The organism is Minwuia sp., from assembly GCF_048263705.1.
GTDB lineage: Bacteria > Pseudomonadota > Alphaproteobacteria > Minwuiales > Minwuiaceae > Minwuia.
Map to the genome: position 1 here is coordinate 53,654 of NZ_JBLXDV010000017.1, position 21,284 is coordinate 74,937.

A 21,284-nucleotide genomic window follows, 5' to 3' on the forward strand; every position below is an offset into this window, starting at 1 on the left:
AACCGGGACAACCCTGGCGGGAAGGGAGGCCGGGCATGGTTAAAGGGTTGTTCAGCGTGCCGGAATCTGCTCTATATTCCGGTAACAAGAAGAAAAAGACTTCGGGAATGCTGTGGCAGAGCTTTGTGTTGATTGGCCTAGTGGAGGGCGATCATGTCGCTTCTATGCGAACTGCTGCAGACTGCAGCCCTGTCTAATGTCCGTTTCGCCGAGTTCGTCGGTGATGGCACCGACGAGGTGATTATCGGCACCGCCGATGATGACATCATCAAGGGACAGGGAGGCAACGATACGCTGCTCGGCGCGGCCGGCGACGATCTGCTCGTCGGCGGAACCGGCGACGATTCAATCGCCGGCAACGAAGGCGACGATACCTTCCGTGGCGGCCTTGGCGACGACACCCTGCTGGGTGGCGCCGGGTCGGATGTTGCCGATTACACCAATGCAACCAGCCAGATAACCGTCGATCTCAGCCTTGGTACAGCCTCGGGTCTGGACATCGGAAACGATTCCCTGACGGCCATCCAGCGGGTCCTGGGCGGATCTGCCGGTGACGTGCTGATCGGCGATACGGCATTGAACCTGCTCGACGGCCGCGGCGGCGACGACACGATCAGCGGCGGTGCGAACAACGACAGCCTGTTCGGCGGCGACGGCAACGATCAGATCGATGGCGGTGCGAACAGCGATCTGATCAACGCGGGTGCCGGCGCAGACACGGCTGACGGCGGTGTCGGCAACGATACGATCTTCGGCAAGGACGGCGACGATGTGCTCACCGGCGGCGATGGCGCCGATTCACTTGCAGGCGAGCTGGGCGATGACGCGCTTTTCGGCGGTGCCCAGGCGGATGACATCCTGGGTGGCGGCGGTTCCGACACCATCGATGGCGGTGAAGGCAATGACGAGCTGCGCGGCGGTGCAGGGGTGGATTCCGTCCTCGGCGGGGCCGGTTTCGACAGGATTTTCGGTGAGGCGGGCGATGACTCCCTGTTCGGCGGGAGCGAGGGCGATCTGCTGGACGGCGGCGACGGCAACGATCTGATTGATGCCGGTGACGGCGATGACCTCGTAAGGGCACGCGACGGTCAGGACACCGTCGATGGCGGGGCCGGCAACGACATCCTGTTCGGTGGCGGTGACGCGGACAGCCTCGTCGGCGGGGCCGGCAACGACACCCTGCGCGGCGATCTGACCTCGGACCTGATCGGCGGCGCGGACACGATTGAGGCCGGCGACGGCGATGACGACGTCCAGGGCGGTCGCGGCAACGACCTGATTTCGGCTACAGCCGGCGCGAACCGGATGCTGGGCGAGGACGGTGACGACACGATCTCCGGCGGCACCGATGCCGACCGTGTCATCGGCGGAAATGGCAATGATTCCCTCAGCGGCGGCGACGGCGACGATCGGGTCGTCGGTGACGCCGGCAACGATATCGCTTTCGGCGGTGCGGGCGTTGACGAGGTGGCCGGCGGTCAGGGCAATGACACGCTGTTCGGCGGTTCGGAGGACGATACCGTTCGTGGCGGCGCAGGTGCCGATACGCTCGAAGGCGGCGATGGCGCGGACCTGATCGAAGGCGGTTCGGAAAATGACACCGTCGATGGCGGTCTGGGCAACGACACGATCCTGGGTGACTCTGGCAACGATCTGCTGAACGGCGGCGACGGCATCGACAGCATGTTCGGCGGGTCCGGCATCGATACGCTTAGCGGCGGCCTGGGTGCCGACAGCATCGTCGGCGGCGTGGGCGGCGATTCGATCTTCGGTGAGGACGGCGCGGACTTCCTGTCCGGCGAGATCGGCAACGATCGCGTCTTCGGCGGAACAGGCAACGACACGGTTTCGGGCAACGAAGGCAACGACAGCCTGTTCGGCGGCGACGGTGCCGACTCGATCCTGGGCGGCGATGGCGTGGACTCGCTGGAAGGCGGTGCCGATGCGGACACCATTCGCGGCGGTCTGGGCAATGACCGCATTCTGGGCGAGGCCGGTAACGACTCGCTGAACGGCGACGACGGGGACGACACGGTCCTGGGCGCCGAAGGCGACGACTCTATCCATGGCGAGACCGGTCGCGACGTCCTGTTCGGCGGCGACGGTGCCGATACGATCCGGGGTCTGGACGATTCTGATACGATCCGTGGCGGCGAAGGCAATGACAGCCTGTTCGGCAACAACGGCAAGGATGTTGTCAAGGGTGACGGCGGCGACGACTTCATCGACGGCGGCGCGAGCATCGACACGCTGTTCGGCGGCGACGGTAACGACACCATTCTCGGCAATACCGGCAGCGATACCGTCGATGGCGGCGCGGGCGATGACAGTCTTTCGGGCAACGCCGGCAGCGACATCATCAAGGGCCGCGACGGCAACGACACCCTGTTCGGCGGTACCGAGTCCGACATTCTGGAAGGCGGCGCGGGCAACGACAGCCTGAACGGCGGATCCAGCGATGACGTGCTGCGGGGCGGCGATGATGCCGACACCGTGGTCGGCGCAGGAGGCAACGACATCGTCAACGGCGATGGCGGCGACGATGCCCTGTTCGGCGGTTCCGGCAATGACGACATGCGCGGCGGCCTGGGCAACGACACCTTCGTCGGTGCGTCAGGTGCGGACCGGATGGCAGGCGGCGACGGCATCGACACGGCGGACTATTCGTCGTCCGCCGGTGGCGTGACCGTCAATCTGAACAACGGCAAGGGTGAACGGTCGGACGCCGAAGGCGACCAGTTGCGCAAGATCGAGAATGTGATCGGCACGGCGCTGGCCGACACGATTCAGGGCAATGCCGACGCCAACGTGCTGGAAGGCAATGCAGGCAACGATAGCCTCAGCGGCCTCGGCGGTGATGACATACTCCTGGCCGGTACGGGCAACGACACGCTGAAGGGCGGCGCGGGCGCGGACAGCCTGGATGGCGGCGCGGGCATCGACACGGCTGATTACTCCGGCTCGGTCGGACCGATCCTGGTCGATATCGGCGCCGGAACGGCGACCGGCGGCGACGCCGATGGCGATACGCTGACCGCGATCGAAGGTGCGATCGGCACGACCGCGAACGACACGCTGATCGGCGACGGCGGAGCCAACAACTTCGTCGGCGGTATCGGCGCGGATTCAATCCTTGGCGCAGGCGGCAACGACACGATCAATGGCGGCAACGGCAACGACACCCTGTTTGGTGGTGATGGTGCCGACCTGATTACAGCCGGGAACGGCGACGATCTGATCAGCGACGGAGCGGGCGACGACACGATCGACGCCGGCGCCAATGAAGACACCATCATCGGCGGTGCCGGTGCCGACAGCATCAACGGCGGCAGCGGAATCGATCTGCTTGATTTCTCCGGTTCCGGTACCGGTGTCGGGGTTGATCTGGGAACGGGCACAGGGACTGGCGGCGATGCCGACGGTGACACCTACGCCAATATCGAGGACGTCACGGGTTCCGGCTTCGACGACACGATTGGTGGATCGAATGCTTCCAACGCCCTGCGCGGCCTTGCCGGCAATGACTCCATCGCCGGTGGCGGTGACGCGGACCGCATCTTCGGCGGTGCGGACAATGACACGCTGTCCGGCAATGACGGCAACGACGCTGTGCTAGGTGAAGACGGCAACGATCAGCTGTTCGGTGGGGATGGCCTGGACACGCTGGACGGCGGCGCGGGCAATGACACGCTGAACGGCGATGCGGGTGCTGACCGTCTGAAGGGCGGCGATGGCGACGACACGGTGTTCGGCGGTGGCGACAATGACACCATTGAGGGCGGCGACGGCAACGACGGCCTGAACGGCGAGGCCGGTGACGACGTGATCAACGGCGGCGCGGGCGCGGACAACCTTCTCGGCGCGGGCGGCAGCGATAATATCTCCGGCGGCGACGACAATGACTCGATCCGTGGCGGTGACGACAATGACACCGTGCTGGGCGACGCCGGCGACGATACCGTGCGCGGCGAACTGGGCGACGATGTCGTGCGCGGTGGCGCCGGAAACGACGTGGTCGACGGCGACGATGGTGCCGACACCCTGTTCGGCGATGCGGGCAATGATACGCTGACCGGCGACGGCGGCAACGACATCCTCGACGGCGGTGACGATGACGACATCGTTTCGGGCCTTGGGGATGACGACACGCTGCGCGGTGGCGCAGGCAATGACACCGTCAATGGCGGCGACGGCGTTGACCTGGCGCTCGGCGGTCTGGGCAACGACACCGTGATCGGTGGTGCCGGAAACGACCAGGTGCTGGGCGAAGACGGCGATGATTCGGTCCAGGGTGACGCGGGCGACGACACGGTTGTGGGCGGCGCGGGTAACGACACGCTGAACGGCAATGACGGGTTCGACCTGATCAAGGGCGGTCTGGGCAATGATTCCGCGATCGGCGGCATCGGTGCGGACACGATCCTGGGCGAGGACGGTGCCGATACGCTGTTCGGCGACAGCGGCAATGACATCGTTGACGGCGGCGCAGGCAATGACAGCCTGTTCGGCGGCAGCGAGAACGATCAGGTGCGGGGCAGGGACGGCAACGACACGCTGACCGGCGATCTGGGCGACGACACGCTGTCGGGCGGTGAAGGCGATGACCTGCTGCTGGGTGACGGCGGTGCCGATGTGCTCAACGGCAACAACGGCAACGATACGGTCGATTATTCGGGCGCCGGGGGTGCCGTGACGGTCAATCTCGCCACGGGCACGGGTGACCGCTCCGATGCGACGGGCGATACCTATACGCAGATCGAGAATGTCATCGGCGGTTTTGACGATGACATCATCGTCGGCAACAGCAGCCAGAACTCGCTTCAGGGCGGCGCGGGCAATGACCTGATCTCAGCTGGCAGCGGCGATGACACGCTGCGTGGCGAGGCGGGCGACGACAGCCTGGAAGGTGGCGCAGGCGCCGACATTCTGGATGGCGGCGACGGCAATGACTCCGCCGACTATCGCGGCTCCTCGGCTGCCGTGAACGTCGATATCGGCTCGGGCACTGCGACCGGCGGCGACGCCGACGGCGATACGCTGACTTCGATCGAGAGCGCGGTCGGTTCCGGGTTCTCCGATACGCTCGTCGGCGATGCGAATGACAACAAGTTCGAAGGCCAGGGCGGCAATGACGTCCTGACCGGCAATGACGGCAACGACACGCTGCTGGGCGAGGCCGGAAACGACAGTCTCGACGGCGGGCTGGGCGACGACTCGCTTGTGGGCGGCAGCGGCAACGACACGCTGGATGGCGGTGACGGTGCCGACGCGCTGGAAGGCGGCGCGGGTGATGATCTGATCCGTGACGGTGCAGGCGACGATACGGTGCGCGCCGGCACGGGCAATGACACGGTGATCGCGGCCGCAGGTGCCGACGATCTTGACGGTGGCGACGGCATCGACCTGATCGACTACTCCGGGTCTTCTGCGGGTGTGACGGTCGATATGTCCGGTGGTGTCAGCTCCGGCGGCGACGCGCAGGGCGACACGGTCGTGGCGTTCGAGAACCTGATCGGTTCGGCCTTCGACGATGTCGTCACCGGCAATGCGGCCGACAACGATATCCAGGGCGGCGACGGCAATGACAATCTGACCGCTGCGGACGGCAACGATACGGTCGATGGCGGCAGCGGTGATGACACGATCTCCGGCGCGGCCGGTGCCGACCTGATTGATGGCGGCGCGGGCAGCGACCAGATCTTCGGCGGTGGCGACAGCGACACCATCACCGGCGGTTTGGGCAACGACACCATTCAGGGTCAGGACGGCGACGATGTGGCCGACGGTGGCGACGGCGATGACCTGATCGTGGGCGGCAACGGCAACGATACCCTCTCCGGCGGTGCGGGCAGCGACACGCTGTCCGGCGATGCAGGCGACGACAGTCTGACCGGTGGCGACGGCAACGATACGCTGAACGGTGGCGAGGGTGTCGATACGCTGGAAGGCGGCACAGGCGATGACTCGCTGCTGGGCGGTCTCGGCAACGACCTGCTGACCGGCGACGACGGCAACGACACCGTCCGCGGTGAAGCCGGCGATGACACGATCAATGGTGGCGCGGGCAACGACCTGCTGGATGGCGGCACCGGTGTCAGCGTGATCAACGGCGGGGCCGGGAACGACACGCTGTTGGGCGATGCGCTGAACGACACATTGCGCGGTGGTGCCGACGACGACAGCATCGTCGGCGGTGACGGCCTCGACCGGCTGTTCGGCGAGGACGGCAACGACACGCTGATCGGCGGTGCCGGTGCGGATACGCTTGACGGCGGCACGGGCGATGACTCGCTGGACGGTGGCGCGGGCAACGACCTGCTCGAATCCGATGGCGGTGCCGATACCGTGCGCGGCGGGCTCGGCGATGACGTCATCAATTCGGGATCCGAGAATGATCTGGTCTTCGGCGACGAGGGCAACGATACGGTCAACTCAGGCGCTGGCGACGACAGCGTCCAGGGCGATGCGGGCGACGACGTTCTGAACAGCGAAGATGGTAACGACACCGTTCTGGGCGGCGACGGCAACGACACGATCTCGACAGATGGCGGCGACGACTCGGTGATCGGTGGTCTGGGCAATGATTCCATCCTCACCGACATCGGCAACGACACGATCTTCGGCGGCTCCGGGGCCGATATCATCGATGCGGGCGACGGCAACGACTTCGCCCAGGGTGGCGACGACGACGACCTGATCGATGGCAATTGCGATGACGACACGCTGGAAGGCAACAGCGGCAATGACACGCTGATCGGCGATCACGGTCTGGATGCCCTGTTCGGCGGTTCGGGCAATGACAGTCTGGACGGCGGCGAAGACAACGACAGCCTTGAAGGCGGTACGGGCAACGACACGCTGATCGGCGGTTTCGGCAACGATACCCTGCGTGGCCAGGGTGGTCTCGACTCGCTGATCGGCGGCACGGGCGACGACTTCTTCGAAGGCGGCAACGGCGCGGACACCATGCGTGGCGGTCTGGGCAATGACACCGTGACCTACCAGAACTCGACGGCGGGTGTGAATGTCGATATCGCATCGAATTCAGCCACCGGTGGCGAGGCCACCGGTGACGTGTTCGACCGGATCGAGAACGTGATCGGCTCCGCTTTCGGCGACACGCTGCGCGGTGACGGCTTCGGCAACATCCTGAACGGCCTGGATGGCGACGATTCCATCGAAGGTCGCGCCGGTAGCGACACGCTGGATGGCGGCCTGGGCAACGATACGATCTCCTACGAGAGCTCCAATGCCGCGGTAAACGTCGATATCGATGCCAACACCGCATCGGGCGGACATGCGAACACCGACGTGATCTCCAATTTCGAGAACATCACGGGATCGGACTTCAACGATACGCTGAACGGCACGGCGGGCGACAACATCCTGCTTGGCGGCCTAGGGGCAGACCTGATTACCGCTGGCGACGGCAATGACACGCTGGGCGGCAATGCAGGCAACGACACGCTGGATGCCGGCGACGGCGATGACCTGTTGTTTGTCGGGCAGGGTGCGGATTCCGTGATCGGCGGCGCAGGTTCGGACACGGTCGATTTCTCCGGCGAAACGGCCTCGGTCAGTTTCGACCTGTCGAACGGCGGAAACGATACGGTTTCCGGCATCGAGCAGGTCATCGGATCGGCCTTTGCGGACACGCTGATCGGCAGTGCCGCGGGTGACACGCTGATCGGCGGTGGCGGGGCGGACTTGATCTCGGCCGGCGATGGCGACGACACGGTGGATGCCGGCATCGGTGCCGATACGGTTTCCGGTGGCGCGGGCGCAAATGTGCTCGACGGCGGCGCGGGCCTCGATGTTCTGGACCTGTCCGGCGAAGTCGGGCCGGTTGCATTCGATACGGCTGACGTTCTGGTCGGCGACGATACGGTCTCGAACTTCGAAGGCGCCATTGGCACGTCGGCAGATGACACGCTGAGCGGCGGGGCGGAAGACAACCGCTTCTTCGGCGGCGGCGGCAACGATATCGTCACGACGGGCGGCGGCAATGACTTCGTCTCCGGCGATGACGGGGCGGACACCATCGACGGCGGCGCGGGCAGCGATACGCTGAATGGCGGCAATGGTGCCGACAGCCTGGACGGTGGCGACGGTGCCGATACGCTGGGCGGCGGGAACGGTAACGATACGCTGACCGGCGGCACGGGCGATGACCTGATGAACGGCGGTGCAGGCGATGACCTGTTCATCCTCAGCGATGGCGACGGCAACGACACCATCGACGGGTTCACGCCGGGTGCCGCAACGGTCGATGTGATCGATGTGCAGAACGTCAGCGCAATCAACAGCTTCGCAGACGTTCTTGCCAACGCGAGCGATGATGGCACCGATACGACCATCGATCTCGGCGGCGGGAATTCCGTCGTCCTGACCGGGGTCCTCGTCAGCCAGCTCGACGCGGACGACTTCGACTTCGGCGGCCCGACGGAGATCAACGGCACGGCCGGCGACGATATTCCGCTGAATGGAACCGGTGGCTCTGACATCATCAACGGTCTTGATGGCAACGACTCGATCGTGGCTGGTGACGGCGATGACACGCTGAACGGCAACGACGGCGATGATACGCTGCAGGGCGGCGCGGGTGCCGACGAGCTGAATGGCGGAAGCGGTCAGGACTGCGCTGACTATTCGGTCAACGGTGTGGCCATCAACGGCAATCTGGACACCAACATCGTCACGGGCGGCGATGCAGACGGTGACACGCTGATCTCGATCGAAGGTCTGATCGGTACGGCCTTCGATGACACGTTGACCGGCAATGCGGTCGCCAATCACCTGATCGGTCTTGCCGGGGTCGACATCATTACAGGCGGTGCCGGCAACGACACCGTCGACGGTGGCGATGGCGACGACACGATCGATGCCGGGGCGGATGACGACACCATCCTTGGTGGTGCCGGTGCGGATACGATCAACGCCGGCAGCGGCAACGATACCGTTGATGCGGGATCGGGTGCCGACACGGTCGACGGCGGTGCCGGCCTGGATGTCATCGACGGCGGAACGGGTGCCGACAGCCTGTCGGGCGGCGACGGTGCCGACACGATCAACGGCGGTGCCGACAACGACACCATCGATGGTGGCGCTGATCTGGGTAACGACAGCCTCAATGGCGGTGCCGGCGATGACTCGATCAGCGGCAACGGCGGCGCGGATACGCTGATCGGCGGCGCGGGCCTCGATACGCTGGTGGGCGGTGACGGTGCCGACAGCCTGAACGGCGGTGACGATGTCGACTCGCTGCTGGGTGGCCTGGGCAACGACACGATTTCCGCAGGCAACGGCAACGATCTGATCTTCGGCGGTGACGGTGCCGACCGCGCGCTTGGCGGGTCCGGCAACGACAGCATCGAAGGCGGGCTCGGCAACGACATCCTGCGCGGCCAGTTCGGCAATGACACGGTCTTCGGCGGAGACGGCAATGATCTGATCCTGGGCGGTGGCAATCTGGACAGCCTGTTCGGCGGGGCGGGCAACGACACCATCAACGGTGACGATCCGGCGCTGGATACGCTCGTCGGCTTCGACACGATCTTCGGCGGCCTTGGCGACGACCAGCTCAATGGTGCCGGCGGCGAAGACGTGCTGAATGGTGAGGAAGGCAACGACTCGCTGCTGGGCGGAACCGCCAACGACCAACTGTTCGGTGGGATCGGTGCCGATACGGTGCGCGGCGAGGCCGGGAACGACACCGTCAACGGCGGCGACGGTGACGATGTGGTCGACGGCGGCGCGGGCAACGATGGCCTGTTCGGCGGCACCGGCAACGACAGCATGTTCGGTGACGACGGCAACGACACCTTGAACGGCGGTTCCGGCGGCGGTGACAATGACACGCTCGCGGGTGAGGACGGTGACGACCTGTTTGTCTTCGACAACAACCTCTGGGGCGATGACGTCATCGAGGACTTCACCGCAGGTGCCGCGACGGACGATGTGATCGATCTCTCGGCGCTGGGCATCTCGTTCGGCGATCTGAACATCCAGCAGACCGGCGGTGACACGGTCATCACCTTCAACAGTCAGACCATCACGCTGCAGGGCGTGGTCTCGACCGATCTGGATGAGGCGGACGACTTCATCTTCTGATCCGTCGAAACGTCACAAAAGAAAAGGGCGGCCGCCTTCACAGCGGTCGCCCTTTTTCGTTTCCGCGTAGCTGTAAGCCGGTGTCAGCCGCCGGAGATGGTCACGCCGCCGTCCACGGCAATGGTCTGGCCGGTCAGGAAGCTGCCCTCGCTCGCCGCCATGTAGACCGCCAGACCGGCGATCTCTTCCGGCTGGCCGATACGGTTCAGCGGGGCCTGGGCCTCCGAGCGCTTGCGGAATTCAGGGTCTTCCCAAAGCGCCCGCGCGAAATCGGTCTGGATCAGGCCCGGTGCAATGGCGTTCGCCCGGATGTTGTGCTTGCCGTACTCCATGGCGAGGTTCCGGCACATCTGCATGTCTGCCGCCTTGGAGATCGCATAGGCACCCAGCACGCGCGACCCGCGCAGCCCGCCGATGGACGACACGATGATGATCACACCGTCCTTGCGCTCGATCATCTCCGGCAGGACCAGATTGCAGGCCCAGTGGTTGGACTTGATGTTCACGTCCATGATTTTTTCGAACGCGGTGTCCGGGATCTCAAGCGACGAGCCGTAGAACGGGTTGACCGCTGCATTTGCGACCAGGATATCGACCTGACCGAATTCCTTGCGCGTCCCGTCGACCAGCATCTCAAGCTGCTCCTTGTACGAGATATTGCACGGAATACCGACCGCGCGGCCACCGTGAGCCGCGTGATTGTCATTGATATCCCGGGTCACGGCTTCGACCGCATCCGCCTTCCGGCTGGAAACGACAACATTCGCACCCTGCTTGGCGAATGCCTCGGCGATGGCCTTGCCAATGCCCTTGGTGGATCCGGTTACGATCGCGGACTTGCCGCGCAAATCGAACATCATGTGCGCTTCCTCCCCAGAAGTCGGTTTTGCAGTAGTGCGTCTGTCTCAGATCAGTCCGGCCAGCGGCGAGGACGGATCGGCGTACATCTTCTTAGGCATGCGCCCGGCCAGATAGGCCAGACGTCCAGCCTCGACGGCGGCCTTCATCGCACGGGCCATCATCACCGGGTTCTTCGCCTCGGCGATGGCGGTGTTCATCAGCACGCCGTCGCAGCCCAGTTCCATGGCAATCGCTGCGTCCGAAGCGGTGCCGACCCCGGCATCGACCAGGACCGGCACTTCCGTCTGTTCCACGATCAGGCGGATGTTGACCGGGTTCTGGATGCCCAGACCCGAACCGATGGGCGCCCCGAGGGGCATGATCGCGCAGCAGCCCATGTCCTCGAGCCGTTTCGCCTGAATGGGATCGTCCGAGCAGTAGACCATGACCTCGAAGCCCTCCGTCAGCAGCTTCTCCGCCGCCCGAATGGTTTCCGGCATGTTCGGATAGAGCGTCTTCTGGTCACCGAGCACTTCGAGTTTCACGAGATCCCAACCGCCCGCCTCGCGCGCAAGGCGCAGGGTGCGCACGGCATCGTCTGCGGTGAAGCAGCCCGCCGTGTTCGGCAGATAGGTGTATTTCTTCGGGTCGATGAAATCGACCAGCATGGGTTGATCCGGGTCGGTGACATTCACACGGCGCACCGCGACCGTCACGATCTCCGCGCCCGCGGCCTCTGCCGCGCGGGCGTTCTCGGCGTAGTCCGCATACTTGCCGGTGCCCACCAGCAGCCGGGACCGGAAGGTGCGTCCGGCAATCGTCAGCACATCCTCATCATCCCGCGACGGGGCCGAATCGGCACCTCCACCGATGAAATGCACGATCTCCACGCTGTCGCCATCATCCAGCGTGGTGCGCCGGTAAGCTGACTTCGCCACGATCTCCAGATTGAGTTCAACCGCAATTTTCCGCGAATCGAGTCGCATGCGGGTCAGCAGATCGTGGACGGTCATGCCCTCATCATAGTGCTGTTCCTTGCCATTGACGGAGATGCGCATGTGAAAAAGTCCAGTATTCCTGAGGTTCAAGGCCGGATTCCTGTCCGGCGGGATGGAGGCGACGGTTTCGCGTCAGACACAAAGGCACTATAACCGCGTGGTCTTTCAAGGGAAAAGGGGCGCGCATCACGCATGTCCGAAACGCTGCTGATTTTGAACGGTCCGAACCTCAATCTGCTGGGAACGCGGCAGCCTGAGGTCTACGGGCGCGAGACGCTGGCGGACATCGAGGGCTCCTGCAAACAGGTGGCCTCGGGCTTCGGGGTGACCGTCGATTTCCGCCAGTCCAACCATGAAGGCGAGCTGGTTGACTGGATTCACCAGGCGCGGGGCACGGCGGGGGGAATCATCATCAATCCGGGCGCCTACTCGCATACGTCGGTGGCGATACTCGATGCGCTTCTGGCGGTTGAGATACCGGCCATCGAAGTCCACCTGTCGAATATCCACCAGCGTGAGGAATTTCGACACCATTCCTATATTTCGAAGGCGGCCAAGGGTGTGATCTGCGGTTTCGGATCGCTGGGCTATATCCTGGCCATTCAGGCCCTGACCGCCGAACTGCGCGCGGCACAACAACAGAAGATGGCGAACTGATGAGCAAACTGAACATCGACATGGATGCGCTGACCCGTATGGCCGCGCTTCTGAACGACTCCGGACTGACGGAAATCGAGTGGGAAGAAGGCGACATCAAAGTGCGCCTCGGCAAACAGCCGACCCAGATGGTCGCGGCACCTGCCATGCAGGCAGCGCCGCCGGTGTCGTCGGCATCCGCGGCTCCGGCCACAGCCCCTGCCGAGGGGACACAGAGCGGTGCCGACAGCACCGGCACCAAGGTGGCGTCCCCCATGGTCGGGACGGCCTATCTGTCGCCCGAACCCGACGCACCGGCCTTCGTGAAGGTCGGCGACACGGTGACCGTGGGACAAACCCTGCTGATCGTCGAAGCCATGAAGACCATGAACCCGGTGCCGAGCCCGGCGGCGGGTCGTGTGGCCGCCATACTGGTTGAGAACGAACAACCGGTCGAGTTTGAGCAGACCCTGATCGTGATCGAATAGGCTGGTCTGGGCATGTTCGAAAAGATTCTCATCGCAAACAGGGGCGAGATCGCCCTTCGCATTCATCGCGCCTGCCGGGAGATGGGTATCAAGACGGTGGCCGTGCATTCGACGGCCGACGCCGAGGCCATGCATGTGCGCCTGGCTGATGAGTCCGTCTGCATCGGACCGCCGAATCCGAAGGAAAGCTACCTCAATATCCCGGCGCTGATCTCGGCTGCCGAGATCACGGACGCGGATGCCGTTCACCCCGGCTATGGTTTCCTGTCGGAAAACGCGCGCTTCGCCGAGATCGTGGAAGCCCACAACATCGCCTTCATCGGCCCCACTGCCGACCACATCCGCCTGATGGGTGACAAGATCGCCGCCAAGCAGGCCATGCGCGAACTGGGCGTGCCGGTGGTGCCGGGCATCGAAGGCGGCATGGAGGATATGGACGAGGCGCGTCGTGCGGCCGCCGAGATCGGCTATCCGGTGCTGGCGAAGGCTGCCGCAGGCGGCGGCGGGCGCGGCATGAAGGTCATCCATGACGAGTCCCAGCTTGAGGAATTGCTGACCCAGGCGCGGAACGAGGCCATGCACGCGTTCGGCGACGACACCATGTATCTGGAAAAATTCCTGCCCTCGCCACGCCATATCGAGGTGCAGGTGTTCGGTGACGGCAAGGGCAACGCGATCCATCTGGGCGAGCGGGACTGCTCCCTGCAACGCCGTCACCAGAAGGTACTGGAGGAAGCGCCATCGCCGGCGCTGAATTCGGAAGAACGCAGTTCGATCGGCGAACGTGCCGCGAAGGCCATCGCCGGTATCAACTATCGCGGGGCAGGAACCATCGAGTTCCTGTATCAGGACGGCGAGTTCTTCTTCATCGAGATGAACACGCGGCTGCAGGTCGAACATCCGGTCACCGAAGCGATCACGCGCCTCGATCTGGTGCGGGAACAGATCCGCGTGGCATCCGGTGCACCGCTCAGCCTCGAACAGTCGGAGGTCACGTTCTCGGGACATGCGGTCGAGTGCCGGATCAACGCCGAGAATCACAAGACCTTCCGGCCGACGCCAGGCACTGTCACCGACTATCACCCGCCAGGCGGTCTCGGTGTGCGCGTCGATTCGGGGCTGTATCAGGGCTATCGGGTGCCTCCTTATTACGACAGCCTGATCGCCAAGCTGGTCGTGCACGGTCGAACACGCAACGAATGCCTGATGCGGCTCCGGCGCTGTCTGGAAGAGTTCGCCATCGGCGGAATCGATACGACGATCCCCCTGCACATGGCGCTGGTTGACGATCCCGAATTCATCGACGGGGACTACACCATCCACTGGCTGGAGCAGAATCTAGACCGATTGGTCGGTGACTGACCTCCTCACGCCAAACCTGCTGGTTCAGGCCTATGCACGGGGCCTGTTTCCGATGGCGGAGAGCCGTGAAAGCGGGGAAATCTACTGGGTCGATCCCGACATCCGCGGTGTGATGCCGCTTCAGGGGATGCACGTCTCGCGGCGGCTTCGGCGCACGATCCGGAAAGACCCGTTCATCGTCACGGCGGACCGGGCGTTCCGTCAGGTCATACACGCCTGTTCGGAGGTGGATTTCGCCAAGGGACGCTTCGACAGCTGGATCAATGCCGAAATCATCCGCGCCTATTCCGAACTGCACCGGCTTGGCCTGGCGCACAGCGTGGAATGCTGGCTGGACGACAAGCTGGTCGGCGGCATCTACGGCGTGTCACTGAAGGGCGCCTTCTTCGGCGAGAGCATGTTCTCCCGGGCAACCGATGCATCGAAAGTGGCTTTGGTGCACCTGGCGGCACGGCTGAAGGTCGGCGGCTATGGACTGTTCGACAGCCAGTTCGTCAACGACCATCTGACCCAGTTCGGAATCCTTTCCATGCCGAAGGCGGAATTCCATCGCCAGCTTGAGATCGCACTGGGTATGGAGGGGGATTTCAACGCAGCCGGAGATGGCCTGTCCGGCTGCGACGCGCTCGACTGGATCGATCGACCTATGCCATGAGCTTCAGCATGGCCCGACACAGATCGGCCCGGGGATCGGCGACGTGGTCCAGCAGGGTGAAATGATTGGCGCCCTCGGGCAGCATCACCGCACGGGTGACGTCGAACATCTCACGATAGTCCGTCGACTGCCTGATCCACCCGTCGGGCTCGGCACCACCGGCCGCCAGCAGGATCTCGACATGGGGCAGGGGGCGGAAGCGGTCGGTCAGAATGTTGTTCTGCTCGGCCTGTGACTGATCAAGCCCAATTTCGGCGTTGATGCTGGTCCGCATGGCGACGCGCGGATCGAAGATCCCGGAAAGCAGGGTCGCGGACCTGATCAGGTCTGCAGGCAGCTTGTCGCCGGTCCAGTCCCTCGACGCCGCAACGGCCGCCAGATGCGCGCCTGCCGAATGGCCGCTGACATGGATCCGGTCGGGCGATGCGCCATAGGAATCGGCCCGGACGGCAGCGTGCGCGATGCCGCGCATGGTGGCTGATACCAGTTCACCGAGTGTCACTTCCGGACAGAGCGGGTAATTCATCATCACCACGGTCGCCCCGGCGGCGTTGAACGGGGGCGCCACGAAACTGTGCTCGTCCTTCGACAGGGCGCGCCAGTAGCCCCCGTGGATGAAGATATGCATCGGTCCACCGATCACGCCGGGGAACAGGTCGTAGACTTCCCGCGGATGATCGCCGTACGAGATGTTGCGGCGCATGTCGTAGCGCTGACGGGTCTGGGCGGCGCGTTCGGTGAAATCGGCGAGATGATCGCCCGCCGTCGGTGCCGCCACACGCGGGTTGAAATGCCGTTCGATCTTCTCGTCATCCCAGTCGGACCAGTAGCTCATCTCGTTTCCCCCTATGCCGCGTAGCAACCCGCTTCACGCGCGCGCATCACCACCAGATTGTAGACGATATCGATCGCGGGTGTGGGTGTATCGGTGATCCGACCCAGTTCCGCCACCGAACCGATGATGGGTTCGATCTCCATCGTCCGCCCGCCTTCCAGGTCCTGCAGCATGGACGTCTTGTGCGCGCCGACCGCCCGGGCGGTCGAGATGCGTTTCTCCACCGTCATCGGAAACTTAACGCCCAGCTTTTCTCCGATGGTCTGCGCCTCCGACATCATCTGTGTGATGACCGATCGCACCCCGTCGTCGCCGGCCATGGCCTCAAGAGTGGCACCCGTCAGGGCGGAGACTGGATTGAAGCTCAGGTTGCCCCAGAGCTTGGTCCAGATCTCGTTGCGCAGGTTGGGCCGCACGGGCGCCTTCACACCCGCAGCGATCAGCGCCTTCGAAAGCGCGGCGATCCGTTCCGTCTTGCCCCCATTGGGTTCGCCGAGGGACAGGCGCTCACCGTACCCGAGTTTCACGACGCCGGGTTCCGGCACTTCGGCGGCCTGCCATACCACTGAACCGATCGCACGCTCCGGTCCGATCTTGTCCCAGAGTTCTCCGCCTGGATCGCAGCTTTCGAGACGCTGATCCCTGTAGGGACCCTCCAGGCCGTAGAAGTACCACCAGGGCAGACCGTTCTGGGCCGTGACAACGGCGGTATCCGGGCCGAGCAGGGGTTGCATGGCATCGGCGATCGCGCGGACACCGTGCGCCTTCATGGTCAGAAGCACATAGTCCTGCGGCCCGAGTTCCGCCGGATCGTCGGTCAGCCTCGGGTGGACCGTGAAACTCTCGTCGCCGACTTCCAGCCTGAGACCATTGGCTTTCATGGCCGCCAGATGCGGTCCGCGCGCGATCAGGCTGACCTCGGCCCCCTGTCTGGCCAGCATGGCACCGACGTAGCCGCCGATCGCGCCTGCGCCGTAAATACATATCTTCATGAAAAACCCCGTCGATTGCGTCGCTCAGAAATCGCGCGCCGCGCTCACGCCGTCAAGCATGGTCTGATCGAAGCCCGGTTCGGAAGGGGAGAAAAGGCCTGGCAGTCCCTAGGGGAATCGAACCCCTGTTTCAAGAATGAAAATCTCGCGTCCTAACCACTAGACGAAGGGACCACTCAGGCGCTGTCGATTTAGTCGGATTGCGATTGGAAATCAACACCATCGGTGACGAAAATTCGCGTCCCGCTGACGCACCGTCGAAAGTGAGCCCGTTTATGCCGGGTCTGCGGCGTCCTCGACGGTGAGTTGAACCGTCTCGCGACCGCCCCAGTGATTGATGCGCAGATGGCCGGCGAGATGAACAGGCCGCCTGTCGCGCGCCCGCCCGAGAAGTGCCGCGCCGAACTGCGTTTCGGCCGACCGGAAGGAAATGGCCTCCACACGTCCGCCGGACTTGCCGCTGGCGATCAGCTTGACATGCTGCCCGCCCACGATGTCGGCCTTGACCAGCGTGCAGTCCGTGACGGCCACCCGTGGTTCCGGATTGCCGGCACCATATGGCCCCGCGCGCTCCAGGTCCTGCACCAGATCGGCGGTGATTCCCCGCGCGCTGACGGCACCATCGATCGTCAGCGATTTCGACCGTCCCGCCGCACCGACACTTTCGGCGAGGCGATGATCGAGAAAATCGCCCAGTGCCTCGATTCGACCGCTTTCCACCGTTAGTCCCGCCGCCATGACATGTCCGCCGCCGTTGATCAGCAGTCCGGCCTGACGTGCGGCCGTTACCGCGGCCCCGAGATCGACGCCCCTGATCGACCGGCCCGAGCCCTTGCCGGTGGCGCCGTCCGTCGCGATCACGATCGCCGGCTTGCCGGTCCGGTCTTTCAGGCGGCTTGCGACGATGCCGATGACGCCGGGATGCCAGCCTTCCGCGTGCACCAGCGTGACCGCACGGTTGTCTTGCCGCTCCGCCAGCGCGAGCGCTTCCTCAAGGACAGCCTGTTCGATCCTGCGGCGTTCGTCGTTCAGGCGGTCCAGTTCCAGTGCGATTGCCGTGGCTTCCTGCTGGTCGTCTGTGGTCAGCAGCCGGACACCGAGATCCGACTTGCCGACACGCCCGCCCGCGTTCAGCCGGGGTCCGATCAGGAACCCTGCGTGATAGGTGCTGGGCGGACCGGTCAGACGCGCGATGTCGCCCAGGGTCATCAGGCCGAGTTGCCGACGTTCCGCCATCACCTTCAGTCCCTGTGCGACGAAGGCCCGGTTGAGGCCGGTCAGCGGCACCACATCACAGACAGTGCCGACCGCGACCAGGTCGAGCATGGCCAGCAGATTGGGCTCACGCCGCTCGCTGAACCAGCCCCGAGCCCTGAGCGCCCGGTTGACGGCAATCAGAAGCAGGAAGGTCACGCCCACTGCCGCCAGGTTCTCATGGCCCGCAGAACAGTCGAGGCGATTCGGATTGACGATGGCCAGGGCCTTCGGCAACTGGTCCTCGGCCAGATGATGATCGACCACGATGACGGGGATTCCCGCATCCGCCGCCGCATCCAGCGCGTCGAACGCGGCGGTGCCGCAATCCACCGTGACGATCAGATCGCTGCCGTCATTCGCCAGTTTTTTCAACGCGGCGATATTCGGGCCGTAGCCTTCCGCGATGCGATCGGGAATGTAGGAGGAGGCATGGCCGCCAGCGGCTGCAACGTACCGGAGAATCAGCGCGGAGGAGGTTGCCCCGTCGACGTCGTAGTCACCGAAAACGGCGATGTGTTTGCCGCCGACGATATGCGCTGCGATCTCTTCCGCCGCACGGTCCATGTCCCGGAAGGAGGAGGGGTCGGGCAACTGATCCTTCAGGCGCGGCGTCAGGTAACTCTCTACCTGCTCCAGCGGGATATCCCGGTTGGCGAGCACTTCGGCGAGAATCTCCGGGATCGCATGACGTTGAACGAATGCCTGAACCAGCCGGTCATCACCTGATCCATGTCGCCAGCTTTTCCCGCCAAGCGATTGTTCGATATCCAGAAAAAAGGCGTTTCCGGTGGACATTATCCGGCGATTCGGCGTCGCCCCTCGATCCGCCTGATCGTGCCCGTGCGGGAACGCATGACCACAGAATCGGTGATGATGACGCCGTTCTGGCGGCGCACGCCGCGCAGCATGCCGCCAGTCGTCACGCCGGTCGCCGTGAAGATGACATCACCGGCCGCGAGTTCCTCAAGCGCATACTTCCGGTCCAGATCGCTGATTCCGATCCGGTGGGCGCGCTCCTTCTCGTCATTGTTGCGAAAGACGAGCCGGCCCTGCATCTGCCCGCCGACACATCTGAGTGCCGCAGCCGCCAGCACGCCTTCGGGCGCACCGCCGGTACCGACATACATGTCGACCGTCGTTTCCGGGTCGGTGGTCGCGATGACGCCGGCAACGTCGCCATCGGGGATCAGCTGGATCCGGGCACCCGCCTGCCGCGATTCACGGATGATGTCCGAGTGTCGCGGGCGGTCGAGGATGCAGACCGTCAGATCGGAGATCGCGCATCCCTTCGCCTCGGCCAGACGCCCCAGGTTCTCGGTCACGCTGTTGTCGATGTCGACCACGCCTTCGGGCAGGCCGCCGCCGACGGCGATCTTGTCCATGTAGACGTCCGGCGAGTTCAGAAGCATGCCCTTTTCAGACAATGCCATCACGGAAAGCGCGCCCGGTGCCGCCTTGGCGGTGATCGTCGTGCCTTCCAGCGGATCCAGGGCGATATCGACCTCGGGTCCCGATCCGCTCTCGTGGCCCGTTCCGACCTCTTCACCGATATAGAGCATCGGCGCTTCGTCCCGCTCACCTTCGCCGATCACGACCGTGCCGCGGATGGCCAGACCGTTCAGCGCCGTGCGCATCGCATCGACCGCGGCCTGATCGGCCTGCTTTTCGTTACCCATGCCGATCCAGTCATAGGAAGCGATGGCACCGGCCTCGGTTACACGAACCGCTTCCAGGGTCAGGTTACGGTCCAGCTTGTTCGTGTTCGCCAAGATTCTCTCCCAGGTCAGGGGCTTTCTTCCGCGCCCTCAGAAATCTTCTATCGTCAGCAGATGCGGCGGTTCAAGGACGGAATCCAGCGCTTCCAGACCTTTCAGGGCGGCGTCGATCCGCCCCTCGGACGACTCATGGGTGATGACCACCACAGGAGCTGTTCCCGCATCGTCAGGACCTGCCCGTTGTAGCAGCGATTCGATTGAAATTCGCGCGTCACGCAACACGCCCGCGATGTCGGCAATCACACCGGGCTGATCCAGGACTTTCAGCCGGATATAATGGTGGGCAAGGCGCTCGGTGTCGTGGAAGGCAGGCACATCCGACAGCGCGGAGGCGGGGACGCCGAAAGCGTGGCTGATCCGGCCGGCGGCGAGATCGACAAGATCGGCGGCCACGGCGGAGGCCGTCGGACCGGCACCGGCTCCGGGACCTTCCAGGACCGTGCGACCGATCTGATCGCCCTCGGCAACCACGGCATTGAAGACACCTTCCACTTTGGCGATCGGCGTGTGGACCGGGACAAGACAGGGGCGGACGCGCTGCGCGATCCGGCCGTCGATGGTTTCGGCCACACCCAGAAGCTTGATGCGGTATCCGAACTCGTCCGCGTAGGCGATATCGATCGCCGAGATGTTGCGGATTCCCTCGACCGCCACCGCCGCGAAGTCGGGCCGGGTGCTGAAGGAGAGCGCGGCCAGCAGCGCCAGCTTGTGTGCCGCGTCGATACCGTCCACGTCGAAGGTCGGGTCCGCCTCGGCATAGCCGAGATCCTGTGCGTCCTTCAGCACGTCGGCGAAATCGCGGCCGCTGGTGCGCATCTCGGTCAGGATGTAGTTGCAGGTGCCGTTCAGGATGCCATAGACGCGTGTCAGGCGGTTGCCGGACAATCCCTCCCGGATGGCCTTGACGATCGGGATGCCGCCCGCGACAGCCGCTTCGTAGGCCAATGTTGCGTTGTTCTGCTCGGCCAGCGTTGCCAGATGGTATCCGTGTTCGGCCAGCAGCGCCTTGTTGGCCGTGACCACCGGCTTGCCCGCCCGCAGCGCGGCCTCGACCAGTTCGCGGGCAGGGCCTTCGGAACCGCCGATCAGTTCGACGACCACATCGACATCATCGCGACCGGCAAGCGAAACCGGGTCGTCTTCCCAGTGCAGCCCGTGCAGGTCGATACCGCGGTCCCTGTTCCTGTCGCGGGCCGAAACGGCGGTGACCTGTATTCCGCGGCCGGCACGGTCCGCGATCAGCGATCCGTTCCCGTCCAGCAGTTTCAGCAGACCGGCACCAACCGTGCCAAGGCCGGCCACGCCGATCTTCATGGGTTCACGCATGATTTTCTTT

At 64.3% G+C, this 21,284-nt stretch carries 12 protein-coding genes and 1 tRNA gene; 5 read left to right on the forward strand and 8 right to left on the reverse strand.

Going from position 1 to position 21,284, the window contains the following annotated elements; translation table 11 throughout:
- Positions 1-153 precede the first annotated feature (153 nt).
- Positions 154-10,110, forward strand: coding sequence for a hypothetical protein (locus ACN0X7_RS18695; RefSeq protein ID WP_417519990.1), 9,957 nt, complete (start codon positions 154-156; stop codon positions 10,108-10,110).
- Between the two features lie 83 nt (positions 10,111-10,193).
- On the opposite strand, the gene ACN0X7_RS18700 is transcribed toward ACN0X7_RS18695, so the two are convergent.
- Entirely contained in the window at positions 10,194-10,970 is a 777-nt protein-coding gene (locus ACN0X7_RS18700) for an SDR family NAD(P)-dependent oxidoreductase (protein ID WP_417519991.1), read from the reverse strand.
- 45 nt (positions 10,971-11,015) lie between these two features.
- Entirely contained in the window at positions 11,016-12,008 is a 993-nt protein-coding gene (thiS, locus tag ACN0X7_RS18705) for a sulfur carrier protein ThiS (protein ID WP_417519992.1), read from the reverse strand.
- A 132-nt stretch (positions 12,009-12,140) separates the two neighbouring features.
- Here thiS and aroQ point away from each other — a divergent pair, with 132 nt between their 5' ends.
- From aroQ to aat, 4 genes are read left to right on the forward strand one after another with little or no spacing between them, the layout of a single operon-like run.
- Positions 12,141-12,605 carry a type II 3-dehydroquinate dehydratase gene (gene aroQ, locus ACN0X7_RS18710; protein ID WP_417519993.1) on the forward strand — a complete coding sequence of 155 codons (465 nt, stop codon included), beginning with the start codon at positions 12,141-12,143 and terminating at the stop codon, positions 12,603-12,605.
- Complete coding sequence (gene accB / locus ACN0X7_RS18715; protein ID WP_417519994.1) at positions 12,605-13,072, forward strand: acetyl-CoA carboxylase biotin carboxyl carrier protein; 468 nt, start codon at positions 12,605-12,607, stop codon at positions 13,070-13,072. The genes aroQ and accB overlap by 1 nt, the downstream gene beginning before the upstream one ends.
- Before the next feature lie 12 nt (positions 13,073-13,084).
- Positions 13,085-14,434, forward strand: coding sequence for an acetyl-CoA carboxylase biotin carboxylase subunit (gene accC / locus ACN0X7_RS18720; protein WP_417519995.1), 1,350 nt, complete (start codon positions 13,085-13,087; stop codon positions 14,432-14,434).
- A complete protein-coding gene (gene aat / locus ACN0X7_RS18725; protein ID WP_417519996.1) occupies positions 14,427-15,089 on the forward strand; it encodes a leucyl/phenylalanyl-tRNA--protein transferase in 663 nt (220 codons plus the stop codon). Before accC ends, aat begins: the two co-directional genes overlap by 8 nt.
- On the opposite strand, the gene ACN0X7_RS18730 is transcribed toward aat, so the two are convergent.
- The 6 genes from ACN0X7_RS18730 to ACN0X7_RS18755 form a co-directional block, all read right to left on the reverse strand.
- Positions 15,079-15,924 carry an alpha/beta hydrolase gene (locus ACN0X7_RS18730; RefSeq protein WP_417519997.1) on the reverse strand — a complete coding sequence of 282 codons (846 nt, stop codon included), beginning with the start codon at positions 15,922-15,924 and terminating at the stop codon, positions 15,079-15,081. The two genes, aat and ACN0X7_RS18730, sit on opposite strands and share 11 nt — an antisense overlap.
- 11 nt (positions 15,925-15,935) lie before the next feature.
- A complete protein-coding gene (locus ACN0X7_RS18735) occupies positions 15,936-16,916 on the reverse strand; it encodes a 2-dehydropantoate 2-reductase (protein ID WP_417519998.1) in 981 nt (326 codons plus the stop codon).
- 99 nt (positions 16,917-17,015) lie between these two features.
- Positions 17,016-17,090: transfer RNA gene (locus ACN0X7_RS18740), tRNA-Glu, on the reverse strand.
- Positions 17,091-17,189: 99 nt separating this feature from the next.
- Positions 17,190-18,968 (reverse strand): single-stranded-DNA-specific exonuclease RecJ, encoded by a 1,779-nt coding sequence (recJ, locus tag ACN0X7_RS18745; protein ID WP_417519999.1) that lies wholly within the window; start codon positions 18,966-18,968, stop codon positions 17,190-17,192.
- Positions 18,968-19,942 (reverse strand): class II fructose-bisphosphatase, encoded by a 975-nt coding sequence (gene glpX / locus ACN0X7_RS18750; RefSeq protein ID WP_417520000.1) that lies wholly within the window; start codon positions 19,940-19,942, stop codon positions 18,968-18,970. Before glpX ends, recJ begins: the two co-directional genes overlap by 1 nt.
- Before the next feature lie 36 nt (positions 19,943-19,978).
- Positions 19,979-21,274 carry a homoserine dehydrogenase gene (locus tag ACN0X7_RS18755; protein ID WP_417520001.1) on the reverse strand — a complete coding sequence of 432 codons (1,296 nt, stop codon included), beginning with the start codon at positions 21,272-21,274 and terminating at the stop codon, positions 19,979-19,981.
- Positions 21,275-21,284: the final 10 nt, after the last annotated feature.